This is a genomic window from Campylobacter sp. BCW_6871, assembly GCF_001762325.1.
GTDB classification, from domain to species: domain Bacteria; phylum Campylobacterota; class Campylobacteria; order Campylobacterales; family Campylobacteraceae; genus Campylobacter_D; species Campylobacter_D jejuni.
Map to the genome: position 1 here is coordinate 32570 of NZ_MJWQ01000082.1, position 14407 is coordinate 46976.

Consider the following 14407-nt stretch of genomic DNA (forward strand, 5'->3'; position numbering starts at 1 on the left):
TATTTATTTTTCAAAACCCTTGCTAAAAATTCAACTACTTATGCTAATATAAGTTTTTAATTTTTAATTTCAAGGATATGTTATGCAAGAAAACACTCGTTTACGCATTGCGATACAAAAATCAGGTAGACTTTCAAAAGAATCCATAGAGCTTCTTTCAGAATGTGGTGTTAAAATGCATATCCATGAACAAAGTTTGATCGCTTTTTCTACAAATTTACCTATAGATATTTTACGCGTTAGAGATGATGATATCCCTGGGCTTATTTTTGATGGTGTTGTAGATTTAGGTATTATAGGGGAAAATGTTTTAGAAGAAAATGAACTTGAACGCCAGTCTTTAGGAGAAAATCCAAGTTATAAGCTTTTAAAAAAGCTAGATTTTGGATATTGCCGTCTTTCTCTTGCCTTACCTCAAGAAAAAAAATTTCAAAATTTGAAAGATTTTGAAGGCTTAAGGATAGCTACTTCTTATCCACAACTTTTAAAGCGTTTTATGAAAGAAAATGGGATTAATTATAAAAATTGTATGCTTACAGGTTCTGTTGAAGTAGCCCCTAGGGCAAATTTAGCCGATGCAATTTGCGATCTTGTTTCAAGCGGGGCAACTTTACAAGCAAATAATCTTAAAGAAGTTAAAGTCATTTATGAATCTCGTGCTTGTTTGATTCAAAAAGAAAATGCTTTAAGTAAAGAAAAACAAGCCTTAGTGGATAAAATTATGTTGCGTGTAGCAGGAGTAATGCAAGCAAGAGAATCTAAATACATTATGCTTCATGCTCCAAAAGAAAAGCTTGATAAAATTCAAGCCCTACTTCCAGGAGTTGAAAGACCGACTATCTTACCTTTAGCACACGATGAAAAAAATGTAGCTTTACATATGGTAAGTAAAGAAAATCTTTTTTGGGAAACTATGGAGGCTTTAAAAGAAGAAGGTGCGAGTTCGATTTTGGTTCTGCCTATAGAAAAAATGTTAAAGTGAGTAAAAAATGCAAATTTTAGTATATGATAATTTAGATGAAAAACAAAAAGAAGAAGCGTTAAAACGCCCTGCTATAAGTGCGAAGGATGAAATTTCAAAAATAGTAAGTTCTATCATTAAAGAAGTGCAAGAAAAAGGCGATGAAGCTTTGATAGAACAAGCTTTAAAATTTGATAAGGCTGAAATTTCTAATATTAAAATCACTCAAGAAGAAATCACTCAAGCAAGCAATCGTTTGGATAAAGATTTACAAAATGCTATTTTAGTAGCTTATGAAAATATCAAAAAATTTCACGAAGCCCAAATCCCGCATGAAATCGCTCTTGAAACTACAAAAGGCGTTAAATGCGAGGTTTTAACACGCCCTATAGAAAAAGTAGGACTTTACATACCAGGGGGTTTAGCACCTTTGTTTTCAACGGTTTTAATGTTAGCTATCCCTGCAAAAATTGCAGGTTGTGAAAAAATCGTTTTAGCAAGTCCTGCAAAAATCAATGATGCCGTGCTTTTTTGTGCTAAACTTTGCGGCGTGGATGAAATTTATCAAATGGGTGGTGCAGGAGCTATAGCAGCTTTGGCTTATGGTACACAAAGTATTTTAAAGGTGGATAAAATTTTTGGCCCAGGAAATGCCTTTGTAACCGAAGCAAAACGCCAAGTAAGTAGCGATATAAACGGAGTAGCTATTGATATGCAAGCAGGACCTAGTGAAGTTTTAGTAATAGCTGATGATTTGGCTAATGAAAAATTTGTAGCTAGCGATTTGCTTTCACAAGCTGAACATGGTGCAGATTCTCAAGTGATTTTAGTGTGTTTAAATCAAGATTTTGCTCAAAAAGCAAGTAATGAAGTCCAAAGTCAATTAGAACTTTTACCTCGTAAAGAACTTGCAAGCAAAAGTATTGCGAATTCACGCATTATCATAGCTAAAGATTTAAATCAAGCCTTGGAAATTTCAAATCTTTATGCCCCTGAACATTTGATCATACAAACTCAAAATCCACGAGAACTTTTAAAAGGTGTAAAACACGCAGGATCAGTATTTTTAGGAGCTTATTCCCCAGAGTCTATGGGTGATTATGCAAGTGGGACTAATCATGTTTTACCTACTTATGGACTTACTAAAACGCATTCTAGTTTAGGTTTGGCAGATTTTAGTAAAAGAATGACCGTTCAAGAGCTAAGCAAAGAAGGCTTTCTAGCTTTAGGTAAAAGTGTTGAAATTTTAGCACAAAATGAGCATTTAGACGCACACAAAAACGCTGTAACTTTTCGTTTAGAGAGCTTAAAATGAATCAAAAAATCCTTTTTATAGATAGAGATGGCACTTTAATAGAGGAGCCAAAAAGCGATTTTCAAATCGATACTCTTGAAAAATTGCGTTTTGAAAAAGATGCTATTCCTACTCTTTTAAAACTAAAAAATTTTGGATTTAAATTTATCATGGTAAGCAATCAAGATGGTCTTGGAACGCCGAGTTTTCCAAAGGAAAATTTTGAAATTGCTCATGAAAAAATGCTTGATATTTTAAAAAGTTGCGGTATAGAATTTCAAGATATTTTTATTTGTCCGCATTTTGAAAATGAAAATTGTGCTTGCAGAAAACCTAAAACTGCTATGTTAGAAGAGTATATCAAACACGAACTTTATGACAAGGAGCAAAGTTTTGTTATAGGAGATCGTGAGAGTGATATGATTTTAGCTTCAAATTTAGGTGTGCGTGGTTTAAGATACGGCGAACTTTCTTGGAAAGAAATAGAAAATGAAATTTTAAGTTCTTTTAGAAGTGCGAGTTATCAAAGAACTACCAAAGAAACAGATATAAAAGTAAAAGTGTGCTTAAATGGGGGCAAGGTTAGCATTAAAACAGGTATTGATTTTTTTGATCACATGTTAGAGCAAATCGCTGTACATGGAGGTATAGGGCTTGAAATTTCTTGCAAAGGGGATTTAGAAATCGATGAGCATCATAGCGTTGAAGATGTAGCCTTAGCACTTGGAGCTTGCATCAAAAAAGCCTTAGGGGATAAAATCGGCATTGCAAGATATGGTTTTGCTTTACCTATGGATGAGTGTTTGGCAAGTTGTGCGATGGATTTTTGCAATCGCCCTCATTTAGTCTATAAAGCCAAATTTAAAAAATCTCATTTAGGAGCTTTAAGCACAGAAATGATCGAGCACTTTTTTTATTCTTTAAGCTATGCTATGGGTGTGAGTTTGCATTTAAAAGTTAAAGGCAAAAACGATCATCATAAAGCCGAAGGGCTTTTTAAAGCCTTTGCAAAAGCTTTGAAAATGGCAGTAAAAATAGAAAGTGAAAATTTAGCCAGCTCTAAAGGAGTGATATGAAAATCATCATCATCGATACAGCCTGTGCGAATTTGGCATCTTTGAAATTTTGTTTGGATAGATTAGGTTTTAATGCAACTATCAGTAGGGATTTAAAAGAACTTGAAAGTGCGGATAAGCTTTTTTTACCTGGAGTGGGTACTGCAAAAGAAGCGATGAAAAATTTAGAACAATTTAATCTTATTGATTTTATTAAAAATACCAAAAAACCTTTACTTGGTATTTGTTTAGGTATGCAAATTTTAGGAAATTTTTCCGAAGAATTAAATCAAGAAACCTTAAAACTCATAGATTTTACAACTCAAAAATTTAAAGCTAAAGAAGGCTTTACTTTTCCACATATGGGATGGAATCAAGTTCATAGCTCTCATGCTTTGTTTAAAGGTTTAGAAGGGGCTTATTTTTATTTTGTGCATAGTTATTGTGTAGGACTTGGAGAATACACTATAGCAGATTGTGAGTATTCGCAAAAATTTAGCGCAAGTGTAATGAAAGATAATTTTTACGGGGTGCAATTTCACCCTGAAAGAAGCAGTGAAGCGGGAGAAATTTTAATTTCAAATTTTATTAAGGATATAGGATGACTCAAATCATACCCGCACTCGATCTTATAGATGGCGAAGTGGTGCGTCTTGTAAAAGGGGATTACGAACAAAAAAAAGTATATAAATACAATCCCTTAAAGAAATTTAAAGAATACGAAAAAGCAGGAGCGAAAGAACTTCACCTTGTAGATCTTACAGGCGCAAAAGATCCTAGCAAAAGACAGCTTGTTTTGATAGAAAAATTAGCTAAAGAAGTCAGTGTCAATCTACAAGTAGGTGGAGGCATACGCTCTAAAGAAGAAGTTAAAGCTTTGCTTGATTGTGGAGTAAAAAGAGTAGTGATAGGATCTATGGCGATTAAAGATGTGACTTTATGTCTTGAAATTTTAAAAGAATTTGGTAATGAAGCTATAGTTTTAGCCTTAGATACGATTTTGAAAGAGGATTATGTTGTGGCTGTAAATGCTTGGCAAGAAGCAAGCGATAAGAAGCTTATGGAAGTTTTAGATTTTTATAGCAATAAAGGCTTAAAACACATACTTTGCACAGATATTTCAAAAGATGGCACCATGCAAGGAGTAAATATAAGACTTTACAAACTTATCCATGAAATTTTTCCTAATATTTGCATTCAGGCAAGTGGTGGAGTAGCAAGCTTAAAAGACCTTGAAAACTTAAAAGGAATTTGTAGTGGGGTTATCGTAGGAAAAGCTTTATTAGACGGAGTTTTTAGCGTAGAAGAAGGGATAAGATGCTTACAAAACGCATAATTGCATGTTTAGATGTCAAAGATGGCAGAGTAGTAAAAGGAACACAATTTAAAAACCATAAAGATATGGGAGATATCATAGAGCTTGCTAGGTATTATTCTCAAAATGGTATTGATGAGCTTGTTTTTTATGATATTGCTGCAAGTGCTAGAAAAGAACGCATATCAAGAGAATGGGTAAGTGAAGTAGCAAAAAATATCAATATTCCTTTTTGTGTTGCAGGGAGTATTAAAAGCGAAGAAGATGCAGCTGAACTTTTAGCTAATGGGGCAGATAAAATTTCTATCAATTCTCCTGCTTTAAATGATCCAAGCCTAATCACACGCCTTGCTAAAAGCTTTGGCGTGCAATGCGTAGTAGTAGGGATTGATAGTTTTAAAGATGAAAATGGAAATTTAAAAGTATTTCAATACACAGGCGATGAAAAAACAAGCAAACATAGTGGAAAAAGCACTTTAGAATGGGTTAAAGAAGTACAAGATCTAGGTGCAGGCGAAATTGTTTTAAATATGATGAATCAAGATGGCGTTAAAAATGGCTATGATTTAGAACAATTAGAAGCTGTATATAAAATTTGCAAAGTACCTTTGATCGCAAGCGGGGGAGCGGGAAAAATGGAGCATTTTTTAGAAGCTTTTAAACTAGGTATAGATGGGGCTTTAGCTGCTTCTGTTTTTCATCAAAAACTTATAGACATTAAAGAATTAAAAATTTATCTTAAAAATCAAGGTTTAAGTATAAGGATATAATATGCAAAATTTCAAAGAACTTAATGAAAAAATTGCTTGGCAAAAAGTGGATCATCTTTTACCTGTCATCATCCAAGATGCAAAAACTTGTGAAGTTTTAATGCTAGGCTTTATGAATAATGAAGCCTTAGAAAAAAGCTTAGAAAGTGGTAAAGTAGTCTTTTTTTCACGCACAAAACAGCGTCTTTGGATGAAGGGTGAAGAAAGTGGAAATTTCTTAAATATCGTAGATTTAAGCTTAGATTGTGATAATGACACGCTTTTAATTTTAGCAAATCCTGTAGGACCTACTTGTCATACGGGCGATATTTCTTGTTTTGAAAAAATTTCTAAAAATGCGGATTTTGTTTTTCTAGCCAGACTTGAAAAGCTTATCAATTCACGCAAAAATGCCGATGAAAATACTTCTTATACAGCAAAACTTTTCAAAAGTGGTACAAAACGCATCGCACAAAAAGTTGGTGAAGAAGGCGTAGAAACAGCTTTGGCAGCGACAGTAAAAGATAAAGAAGAGCTTATTTGTGAAGCAGCGGATTTAATGTATCATTTAAGTGTTTTACTTGCAGATGCAAATCTTAGCTTCTCAGATGTGATTTCAAAGTTAAAAGAAAGGCATAAAGCTTAAAGCTTTATGTAAATAAATTTATATCAATGCAAGGCTTCGTTAAGTTTGACTGCTTTTTTATTTAAAGCTACTATCATAGCACCACTTATAGAATCTTGGCGGAAATGTAACCCATTTAAACCTTTAAGCTCTAAGCCTTTGTAAATTTCTTTATCAAAAGAAAAATAAGGATTAAGTTTGGCAAGTTCTTCGGCATCTTTGAGTAAAAATTTCGTTCCCTCTAGCACCGCAATACCTGCATCAACTATACAATTATCCCCTAAAGGAATTCCTGTCACTGAATTAGCCCCTAAAAGACAAGCCTTACCTACACTTATAGCATTGCCACTTGTTCCACTTAAAACACCTAAAATCGAAGCTCCGCCACCTACATCAGAACCTTCTCCTACTATAGCACTTGAACTAATACGCCCTTCAACCATACAAGCTCCTGTTGTACCTGCATTAAAATTCACATAACTTGCCCCTGGCATGATGGTTGTTCCTGCTGCTAAAGACGCACCCATTCTTACTTTAGAACTTTCTAAAATTCTTGTATTATCCTCAGGGATAATATGTGCTAAAAATCTTGGGAATTTATCAACAAAATCGATTTTTGGATATTGATTGCTCATTTTTAAACGCATTTCATTTGCTCTTAAATACTCAAGCTCGATAGGTTTATCATCGCTCCAAGCTACATTGCTTAAAAGTCCAAAAGCTCCATTTAGATTAATACTTCTTAAAGGCACTTTTTTAGTAGAAAGCAAATAAAGTTTTAGATAAACACTTTCTACACTTAAAGGTTCTTTATCCTCAAAAAGACAAACAAAAGCAAATTCATCGTCTTTAAATTTATCTTTGATAATCTTTAATAAATCAATATTTTGATGCCCTTCTTCTTCTAAAAAAGGTTTAAAACAAGAAAGTGCAAAATCAATATCTTCTAATTTCAAAGTTTGCACAAACTCACTCGCATTAAAATCAATCTCCACACCCCTTTGCATAAAAGCTTCAAGCATGATTGCTGCTGAGCCAAAATTTTGCTCATAATTAATCAAAGCAAAACTTGCTTGCAAGATTTTATTTTTATTTAGCTGTCCTCTATCAAGCCTTGCTATACCAAAAGCTTTAGGTTTTTTATAGCCGCTTTTTTGCTCGATTTGTTTGATTAAATGTAAAAAATCTTCTTTAGTATTAATCATTTTCTTTTCCTTATCCACTTAATTTTTAATGCGAACACGCACTTTTTCCATTCATCACAGGTTGTATAGCAGAATTATCCGCACCACCTTCATTGTTAATCTTTTCTATAAAGCTCCAAATTTTTTCAGCCGCCATTAAATAACGCTTTGAACTCACACTTTCAGGGTGATAAAAACTCACAGGCTTGCCTTCATCTCCACCTTCTCTTACTATCATTTCTATAGGAATTTGTGCTAAAACTTCACTTTTATAAGCTTTTGCCATATCCTCAGCTGTTCCTTTACCAAAAATATCATACTCTTTACCATTATCAGGACATAAAAATCCACTCATATTTTCAATCACACCCGCTATAGGAATGTGAAGTTTATTAAACATATCTAAAGCTCTTTTACTATCGTCTAAAGATACGGTTTGAGGTGTGCTTACGCAAACTCCTGCAGTAATAGGAATACTTTGTGCAGAAGTAATTTGCGCATCACCTGTTCCTGGAGGCATATCTAAAAACAATACATCAAGCTCAGGCCAAATCACATCAGCTAAAAGTTGCTCGATTGCTTTCATAATCATAGCTCCACGCCACATAAGACCTTGACCCTCTTCAATCAAAACCCCCATACTCATCATATAAACACCATGAGTTAAAATAGGCTTTAATCTCTGCCCTACTACTTCAGGCTGAGTTTTGGTTTCACCTAGCATTCTTGGAATATTTGGCCCATAAATATCCGCGTCTAAAATCCCCACTCTTTTTCCCATTTTAGCCATGGAAATTGCTAAATTTACTGTAGTTGTAGATTTACCCACACCACCTTTTCCACTTGAAACCATGATGAAATTTTTTACTTGTGGAGCGATATTTTTTCCACTTCTTGAATTACTTTTTTCTTCAGGAATTTTTGGAGTAATGATATTAAGTTCAATACTTTTTAAAGCCAAACTCGATAAAGCTTCAGTAGCATTTTTACGAATTTCATTGGCTACTTCAGGATTTGCTGAAACGATTTCTATATCAATGAATACACCATCATCTTGAATTTTAATATCTTTTACAAAGTTAAAACTCACTATATCCTTTTCAAAACCAGGATATTTTACAGTTTTTAATTTCTCTAAAATTTGTTCTTTCATATTTTTTCCTTGTCTTTTAAAAAAATCAATTTTACTAATAAAATGATAAAATTTAGCTTTTTATAAGTGTATAATATGGTAACATTATAAAAACCAACAATATTAAAAAGAGGAATGAAAAAATGAGTGAAATTAGCCTCATTATGTTAGCAGCTGGAAATTCTACTCGTTTTAACACAAAGGTAAAAAAACAATTTTTACGACTTGGAAATGACCCTCTTTGGCTTTATGCAACAAAAAATTTAAGCTCTTTTTATCCTTTTAAAAAAATAGTTGTTACCTCTAGTAATATCGTTTATATGAAAAAATTTACTAAAAACTATGAATTCATAGAAGGTGGTGATACCAGAGCAGAATCCTTAAAAAAAGCCTTAGAGCTCATAGATAGCGAATTTGTTATGGTAAGTGATGTAGCAAGGGTATTGGTGAGCAAAAATTTGTTTGATCGTTTGATTGAAAATTTAGATAAAGCAGATTGTATTACCCCTGCTTTAAAAGTTGCAGATACAACGCTTTTTGACAATGAAGCCTTACAAAGAGAAAAAATCAAACTCATTCAAACCCCGCAAATTTCTAAAACCAAATTGCTTAAAAAAGCCTTGGATCAAAACCTAGAATTTACAGATGATAGCACAGCTATAGCTGCAATGGGTGGAAAAATTTGGTTTGTTGAAGGTGAAGAAAATGCAAGAAAACTAACCTTTAAAGAAGATCTTAAAAAACTTGATTTGCCTAAACCTAGCTTTGAAATTTTTACTGGCAATGGTTTTGATGTGCATGAATTTGGAGAGAATCGCCCTTTGCTTTTAGCAGGAGTGCAAATTCATCCTACTATGGGGCTTAAAGCACACAGCGATGGAGATGTTTTAGCTCACTCTTTAACCGATGCGATTTTAGGCGCTGCAGGACTTGGAGATATAGGAGAGCTTTATCCTGATACTGATATGAAATTTAAAAATGCCAACTCCATGGAGCTTTTAAAACAGGCTTATGATAAAGTCAGAGAAGTAGGTTTTGAACTCATTAATATAGACATTTGCGTCATGGCACAAAGCCCTAAACTTAAAGACTTTAAACAAGCTATGCAAAGCAATATAGCTCATACTTTAGACTTAGATGAATTTAGAATCAATGTTAAAGCCACAACAACGGAAAAATTGGGTTTTATTGGAAGAAAAGAAGGTATGGCAGTGCTTAGTAGTGTAAATTTAAAATATTTTGATTGGGCAAGATTATGAAAGTTTTAATTATTGAAAATGAAATTTATCTAGCGCAAAGCATTAGCATTAAACTAAGTGATGCTGGATATAGCTGTGAAATTATCAACTCGTTTGATGAATACAATGGTGAAAAATACTATGATATTGTACTGCTTTCTACAAATACTAATAATTTTTTAAAGGCCGTAGGTCAGTTTAAACATAGTATTATTATTTTGCTTATTTCTTATATAAGTACAGATACAGTTTCAAATCCTTTGAAATTAGGTGCTAGTGATTATATTCAAAAACCCTTTATGATAGAAGAGCTGATTAGAAAAATAAAGCATTATCAAGATTTTAGAAAACTTTCAATCCTTAATAAAGCTTATCAAAGCTATATCAAATCAAGATTAGAAACAATCAAAATTCCAGAGTATAATTATAAAAAATTAAAACTTCCATTGATATTAAAATCCAACAAGCAAAGCAGTGCTGATGCTTTTGTTTTTAATTATGCAAATGAATGTGACATTACTCTTTCTTTTATTGATTTAACATCTACAAATTCAGTTGAAAAAGTTATGAAACTTCCCACAGAAAATAATCTCTTATTTTTGAGTAATTTTCAAGCATTAAAAGCAGTAGAAAAGGAAAAACTCCTAGATTTTATACAAAACAAAAATGTTATTTTGCATACCAATTCAAATACAGATGATTTAAAAATAAACTGCATTAATTTAAATGATAATGAAAAAAATATCGATAGCAATGAAATTTTAACCATAGATGAGTATGTAAAATATGTTATTATAAACTACCAAAATATATTTCCTGATACTGATCTTTCAAAAAAATTAGGCATTTCACGTAAATCTTTATGGGAAAAAAGGAAGAAATATGAAATCAGCAAGAAAAAATAAAAACATTACCATAGATCAAAATGAATTTGGCATCTTATCACTTATTAAAGAAAGTTTGCTAGGCACTTGCACTCATTTAATGAATGAAAAAGAAGTCAATGAAATCATTAAATCAGGAAAATTTAAAGGAGAAAGTTTTCCCTATCCCTTAAGCTTTGCACCAAAAAATGCTGAAGAAGCACTAAATGATATAAAATCTGGCGATAGAATCGATCTCATACTAGATGAAAAAGTAGTAGGACATATAGATTTTAAAAGCCAATTTAAAAATAATAAAAATTTTTCTGATATTTTCAGTCCTAACACTTGCTCTTTAGAAGATATGGGGACAACTTGCATAAGTGGAAAAATAGAAATTTACAATTCTCAAATTAAAAAAATAAAAGAAAATTTTCAACAAATCAAAAACAATCTTAACGCACAAAAAATTACCGCTATAGTTTCAAGTTTTGATCCTTTGCATCGTGCCCATGAAAGAATGTTTCGTTGGACTATTGATAAAGCAGATTTAGTTGTAGTTTTTCTTGTAGAATCTTTTGATGCAAATGGGTTTGAATTCGAACTTAAAGAAGCTTATTTGAAAAAATTTATTCAAAACTATCTTCCACCGGATAGAATTTTCATTTTTCCATTAAAAAATATTAATATTTTTCACGCTCATTTAAATCCTGGCTTAGAAAGCATTATCGCAAAAAGTCTAGGTTGTACCAAACTAGTAGTAGGACAAAATCATACAGGACTTGGAATGTTTTATGATGATAATCAACCAAAAACCATACTTGATGATTTTTCCAAGGACTATGGCATAGAAGTGATTGTTTTACCTGAATTTGTATTTTGCGATCAATGTCGCATGATTGTTAGCACAAGATCTTGCCCTCATGGTTGTCATCACCATTTGCACTATAATTCTCAGTCTTTAAAAGATTTACTAAGAGCGGGTATCATTCCTCCAGCAATTTTCATGCGCAAGGAAGTATCTAGTGTTATTTTAACTTCTCTTTTTCCAAATAGATTAAAAAATATGCAAAAAATTTATAATGAGCTTTTTCCAACTGATGGAATTTTAGAATACAAAAATGATGAAGAATTTTATCAAAAACTTTTAGAAATTCATCAAATGTCTTATATGGTGTAACAAAATGCAAAAATTATTTTTAACTTTTTTTTATTCAGGCTCCGTAAAAAAGGCAAGTGGGACTTTTGGTACTATCGCTGCTTTAATACCTGCTTTTTTTATACTTAAATATCTTGCGATTAATACTTTGTTTTTACTAAGTATTTTAATTTTTGTTGCAAGTATTCGTGTTATAGATGATTATGAAAAAAAAACAGGAATTCACGATGACAAACACATAGTTATCGATGAAGTTGCTGGGGTTTTTCTTGCTTGTGCTATTGCAGCAAGTGTCGAAAACTCAATAGTCAATTTTATTTTGGCTTTTGTTTTATTTAGACTCTTTGACATTACAAAACCTTCTATTATTGGCAAAATAGATAAAAAAGTCAAAGGCGGACTAGGTGTAATGCTTGATGATATGCTAGCAGGATTGTTTGCTGGACTTTTAAGTGCGGTAATTTATGGATTTTTACTTAAATTTAATTTAGTTTTTTGGGATATAAATTTAAAAGATTTATTTTGAAATTTTGCTTAAATTAATTAAATTTTAAATTTTATTCTTATATAATTTAGTCTTTAATTTCAAAAAAGGAAAATATAAATGGCAAACCATAAATCTGCTGAAAAAAGAGCAAGACAAACTATTAAAAAAACAGAAAGAAATAGATTCTATAGAACAAGACTTAAAAATATAACTAAAGCCGTAAGAGAAGCTGCAGCAAATGGAGATAAAAATGCTGCTAATGAAGCTTTAAAAGTAGCTAATAAAAGCATTCATGCTATGGTAAGTCGCGGTTTCATTAAAAAACAAACTGCTTCTCGCCGTGTAAGCCGCTTAGCCCTTTTAGTAAATAAAATCGCATAATTTTCTATATAGTTTTTAATGTTAGCTAGCAAACTAGATCCTTTTTTAAAACGCTTTGAAGAGTTAAATTCTCTTCTTAGCAGTTCTGATATACTCAACGATATCAGTAAAATGACTACACTCTCTAAAGAACAAAAAAATTTAGAACCTATCGTTTTAAAAGCTAAAGAGTATTTAAAAACTTTAGACAATATAGAAGAAAATAAAGCTTTGCTAAACGATCCAGAACTTGGGGAACTTGCAAAAGAAGAACTAAAAACTTTAGAAGAATTAAAACCGAAACTTGAAGAAGAGATTAAAATTTTACTTCTTCCTAAGGATCCCAATGATGAAAGAAATATTTTTCTTGAAATTCGTGCAGGCACAGGTGGAGATGAGGCATCTTTATTTGTAGGAGATCTTGTAAAAGCTTATGCAAGATATGCTGAAAATCGCGGCTATAAACTTGAGATTGTAAGCTCTAGCGAAGGGAGTGTAGGTGGATTTAAAGAAATCATCATGCTTGTTAAAGGAACAGGGGCTTATTCAAGACTTAAATATGAAGGTGGAACGCACCGTGTTCAAAGAGTTCCTCAAACAGAATCCCAAGGACGTGTGCATACTTCTGCTATCACCGTGGCAGTAATGCCAGAAGTTGATGATATAGAAATCGAAATCAATCCAAACGATCTTAAAGTTGATGTTATGCGATCTTCGGGACATGGTGGACAAAGTGTAAATACTACTGATTCAGCTGTTCGTATCACTCATATCCCTACAGGTATAGTTGTAGTCAATCAAGATGGAAAAAGCCAACACAAAAATAAAGAAAGTGCGATGAAAGTCCTAAAAGCAAGGCTTTATGAAATGCAAGAGAGTGAAAGACTAGCAAAAGAAAGTGAAGCAAGAAAATCACAAGTAGGAAGCGGAGATAGAAGCGAACGCATTCGCACTTACAATTTTCCACAAAATCGTATCAGCGATCATAGAATAAATCTTACTTTATATCGCTTAGATGCCATTATGCAAGATGGGCTTTTTGATGAAATCATAGAACCTTTAATCACTCATCATCAAGCCCAAGCTTTACAAGAACAAAATTTATAAGATTTTATACAAATTAATGCTTATGTGGGAATTTATGTGGATTTCCACTAGCACCTACATGTGCAACATTTCCATTTTCTATATCATAAGCTTGACCAAAACCTTTTACAAAGCGTCCTTTTTTAAATTCAAGCTTTACTAGATGAAAATCAAGCATCTTGCGTATAGTTTTAATGCCTCCTTCTCCTCCGGTTTGTTTTTCAAACTCATCATAAATTTGATCAAATCTTTCACCTCTCTCTAAAAAGCTTGCATTTACTCTATAGCGCAATCTTTTGCGAAGTATAACAGAAGCAGCTTTACTCTCATCCTCTAAAAACATTATTTCTATATTGTTTGGATTTACTTTGATGTTGTTAAAATGTTCGCTTACTTCACTTATATAAATATAATTTCCCCATTGTGTGCTTACAAAAGGTGCATACGAGCAAACAACTTCTCCATTTGCATTTAAAGTCGCCAAAGCTACAGAATTAAAACTTAGCATAAATTCATTTAATTCTTTTTCTACGCCACTAAAATTTTGCTCGCTCTTTGCACTCATGCAAAGGGATATTATAGTATCTTTAATCGTGTTTTCATCGGCTTTTTTAGGAAATTCCACTCGTAAATTTTCTTTATCATTGTAAACAAGATCTAAGCCATTAAAATCAACACTTTTTAGAAAAACATCTTGCACTTGCTCAATACCACCAAATTTTTTACAAAGATCAACTAAATTTGATTTATGATGATCATTCATATGAGAAATAATGCTTTCAAAATTCATTTTTATCCTTTCTTGATTTTAAAATAAAATATTAAAAAAAATGGTATCAATTATCAAATTAAAAATAACTTAAAATATATAAATTATCTATTTTAACAAAAATTTATAC

Annotated in this window: 16 protein-coding genes; 13 read left to right on the forward strand and 3 right to left on the reverse strand. The window is 32.2% G+C overall.

Annotation, left to right across the window (positions count from 1 at the left end; genetic code table 11):
• Positions 1-82 precede the first annotated feature (82 nt).
• Genes hisG through hisIE form a run of 7 tightly spaced genes read left to right on the forward strand, consistent with a single transcriptional unit; the run spans position 83 to position 6020 of the window.
• Positions 83-982 (forward strand): ATP phosphoribosyltransferase, encoded by a 900-nt coding sequence (gene hisG, locus AJ930_RS09395; RefSeq protein ID WP_002873484.1) that lies wholly within the window; start codon positions 83-85, stop codon positions 980-982.
• Between the two features lie 7 nt (positions 983-989).
• Positions 990-2276, forward strand: coding sequence for a histidinol dehydrogenase (hisD, locus tag AJ930_RS09400; RefSeq protein ID WP_070275259.1), 1287 nt, complete (start codon positions 990-992; stop codon positions 2274-2276).
• A complete protein-coding gene (hisB, locus tag AJ930_RS09405) occupies positions 2273-3331 on the forward strand; it encodes a bifunctional histidinol-phosphatase/imidazoleglycerol-phosphate dehydratase HisB (protein WP_002880248.1) in 1059 nt (352 codons plus the stop codon). Before hisD ends, hisB begins: the two co-directional genes overlap by 4 nt.
• The gene (gene hisH, locus AJ930_RS09410; RefSeq protein WP_002862245.1) at positions 3328-3915 is read left to right on the forward strand and encodes an imidazole glycerol phosphate synthase subunit HisH; all 588 of its coding nucleotides are present in this window, start codon (positions 3328-3330) and stop codon (positions 3913-3915) included. The genes hisB and hisH overlap by 4 nt, the downstream gene beginning before the upstream one ends.
• Positions 3912-4646: a 1-(5-phosphoribosyl)-5-[(5-phosphoribosylamino)methylideneamino]imidazole-4-carboxamide isomerase gene (hisA, locus tag AJ930_RS09415; protein ID WP_070275260.1), complete on the forward strand. Its 735-nt coding sequence runs from the start codon at positions 3912-3914 to the stop codon at positions 4644-4646. The genes hisH and hisA overlap by 4 nt, the downstream gene beginning before the upstream one ends.
• Positions 4628-5395, forward strand: a complete 768-nt coding sequence (hisF, locus tag AJ930_RS09420) for an imidazole glycerol phosphate synthase subunit HisF (protein ID WP_070275261.1) — start codon at positions 4628-4630, stop codon at positions 5393-5395. The genes hisA and hisF overlap by 19 nt, the downstream gene beginning before the upstream one ends.
• A gap of 1 nt (position 5396) precedes the next feature.
• Positions 5397-6020, forward strand: coding sequence for a bifunctional phosphoribosyl-AMP cyclohydrolase/phosphoribosyl-ATP diphosphatase HisIE (hisIE, locus tag AJ930_RS09425; RefSeq protein ID WP_002928365.1), 624 nt, complete (start codon positions 5397-5399; stop codon positions 6018-6020).
• Positions 6021-6043: 23 nt separating this feature from the next.
• On the opposite strand, the gene AJ930_RS09430 is transcribed toward hisIE, so the two are convergent.
• Both AJ930_RS09430 and AJ930_RS09435 read right to left on the reverse strand, forming a co-directional pair.
• Positions 6044-7204: a tetrahydrodipicolinate N-succinyltransferase N-terminal domain-containing protein gene (locus AJ930_RS09430; RefSeq protein ID WP_070248926.1), complete on the reverse strand. Its 1161-nt coding sequence runs from the start codon at positions 7202-7204 to the stop codon at positions 6044-6046.
• Positions 7205-7229: 25 nt separating this feature from the next.
• Positions 7230-8336 (reverse strand): Mrp/NBP35 family ATP-binding protein, encoded by a 1107-nt coding sequence (locus tag AJ930_RS09435; protein WP_070209922.1) that lies wholly within the window; start codon positions 8334-8336, stop codon positions 7230-7232.
• A gap of 122 nt (positions 8337-8458) precedes the next feature.
• On the opposite strand from AJ930_RS09435, the gene AJ930_RS09440 reads away from it, so the two are divergent.
• From AJ930_RS09440 to prfA, 6 genes are all read left to right on the forward strand, one after another.
• The gene (locus AJ930_RS09440) at positions 8459-9574 is read left to right on the forward strand and encodes a bifunctional 2-C-methyl-D-erythritol 4-phosphate cytidylyltransferase/2-C-methyl-D-erythritol 2,4-cyclodiphosphate synthase (RefSeq protein WP_070275262.1); all 1116 of its coding nucleotides are present in this window, start codon (positions 8459-8461) and stop codon (positions 9572-9574) included.
• Positions 9571-10458, forward strand: coding sequence for a response regulator (locus AJ930_RS09445; RefSeq protein ID WP_070275263.1), 888 nt, complete (start codon positions 9571-9573; stop codon positions 10456-10458). Before AJ930_RS09440 ends, AJ930_RS09445 begins: the two co-directional genes overlap by 4 nt.
• Positions 10436-11596 (forward strand): sulfate adenylyltransferase, encoded by a 1161-nt coding sequence (locus AJ930_RS09450; RefSeq protein ID WP_070275264.1) that lies wholly within the window; start codon positions 10436-10438, stop codon positions 11594-11596. The genes AJ930_RS09445 and AJ930_RS09450 overlap by 23 nt, the downstream gene beginning before the upstream one ends.
• A 4-nt stretch (positions 11597-11600) precedes the next feature.
• Complete coding sequence (locus AJ930_RS09455; RefSeq protein WP_070233519.1) at positions 11601-12101, forward strand: phosphatidylglycerophosphatase A family protein; 501 nt, start codon at positions 11601-11603, stop codon at positions 12099-12101.
• 78 nt (positions 12102-12179) lie between these two features.
• Positions 12180-12443, forward strand: a complete 264-nt coding sequence (rpsT, locus tag AJ930_RS09460; RefSeq protein ID WP_002856547.1) for a 30S ribosomal protein S20 — start codon at positions 12180-12182, stop codon at positions 12441-12443.
• Between the two features lie 18 nt (positions 12444-12461).
• Positions 12462-13529, forward strand: coding sequence for a peptide chain release factor 1 (gene prfA, locus AJ930_RS09465; protein ID WP_002858952.1), 1068 nt, complete (start codon positions 12462-12464; stop codon positions 13527-13529).
• Between the two features lie 13 nt (positions 13530-13542).
• On the opposite strand, the gene AJ930_RS09470 is transcribed toward prfA, so the two are convergent.
• Positions 13543-14298: a HugZ family heme oxygenase gene (locus tag AJ930_RS09470; RefSeq protein WP_070233518.1), complete on the reverse strand. Its 756-nt coding sequence runs from the start codon at positions 14296-14298 to the stop codon at positions 13543-13545.
• Positions 14299-14407: the final 109 nt, after the last annotated feature.

Coding starts and splice junctions, on each gene's coding strand:
- hisH (WP_002862245.1), top strand. CDS start 3,328: ATGAAAATCATCATCATCGATACAGCCTGTGCGAATTTGGCATCTTTG.
- hisD (WP_070275259.1), top strand. CDS start 990: ATGCAAATTTTAGTATATGATAATTTAGATGAAAAACAAAAAGAAGAA.
- AJ930_RS09435 (WP_070209922.1), bottom strand. CDS start 8,336: ATGAAAGAACAAATTTTAGAGAAATTAAAAACTGTAAAATATCCTGGT.
- prfA (WP_002858952.1), top strand. CDS start 12,462: ATGTTAGCTAGCAAACTAGATCCTTTTTTAAAACGCTTTGAAGAGTTA.
- hisB (WP_002880248.1), top strand. CDS start 2,273: ATGAATCAAAAAATCCTTTTTATAGATAGAGATGGCACTTTAATAGAG.
- AJ930_RS09440 (WP_070275262.1), top strand. CDS start 8,459: ATGAGTGAAATTAGCCTCATTATGTTAGCAGCTGGAAATTCTACTCGT.
- AJ930_RS09450 (WP_070275264.1), top strand. CDS start 10,436: ATGAAATCAGCAAGAAAAAATAAAAACATTACCATAGATCAAAATGAA.
- hisA (WP_070275260.1), top strand. CDS start 3,912: ATGACTCAAATCATACCCGCACTCGATCTTATAGATGGCGAAGTGGTG.
- AJ930_RS09470 (WP_070233518.1), bottom strand. CDS start 14,298: ATGAATTTTGAAAGCATTATTTCTCATATGAATGATCATCATAAATCA.
- AJ930_RS09445 (WP_070275263.1), top strand. CDS start 9,571: ATGAAAGTTTTAATTATTGAAAATGAAATTTATCTAGCGCAAAGCATT.
- AJ930_RS09430 (WP_070248926.1), bottom strand. CDS start 7,204: ATGATTAATACTAAAGAAGATTTTTTACATTTAATCAAACAAATCGAG.
- AJ930_RS09455 (WP_070233519.1), top strand. CDS start 11,601: ATGCAAAAATTATTTTTAACTTTTTTTTATTCAGGCTCCGTAAAAAAG.
- hisG (WP_002873484.1), top strand. CDS start 83: ATGCAAGAAAACACTCGTTTACGCATTGCGATACAAAAATCAGGTAGA.
- hisF (WP_070275261.1), top strand. CDS start 4,628: ATGCTTACAAAACGCATAATTGCATGTTTAGATGTCAAAGATGGCAGA.
- hisIE (WP_002928365.1), top strand. CDS start 5,397: ATGCAAAATTTCAAAGAACTTAATGAAAAAATTGCTTGGCAAAAAGTG.
- rpsT (WP_002856547.1), top strand. CDS start 12,180: ATGGCAAACCATAAATCTGCTGAAAAAAGAGCAAGACAAACTATTAAA.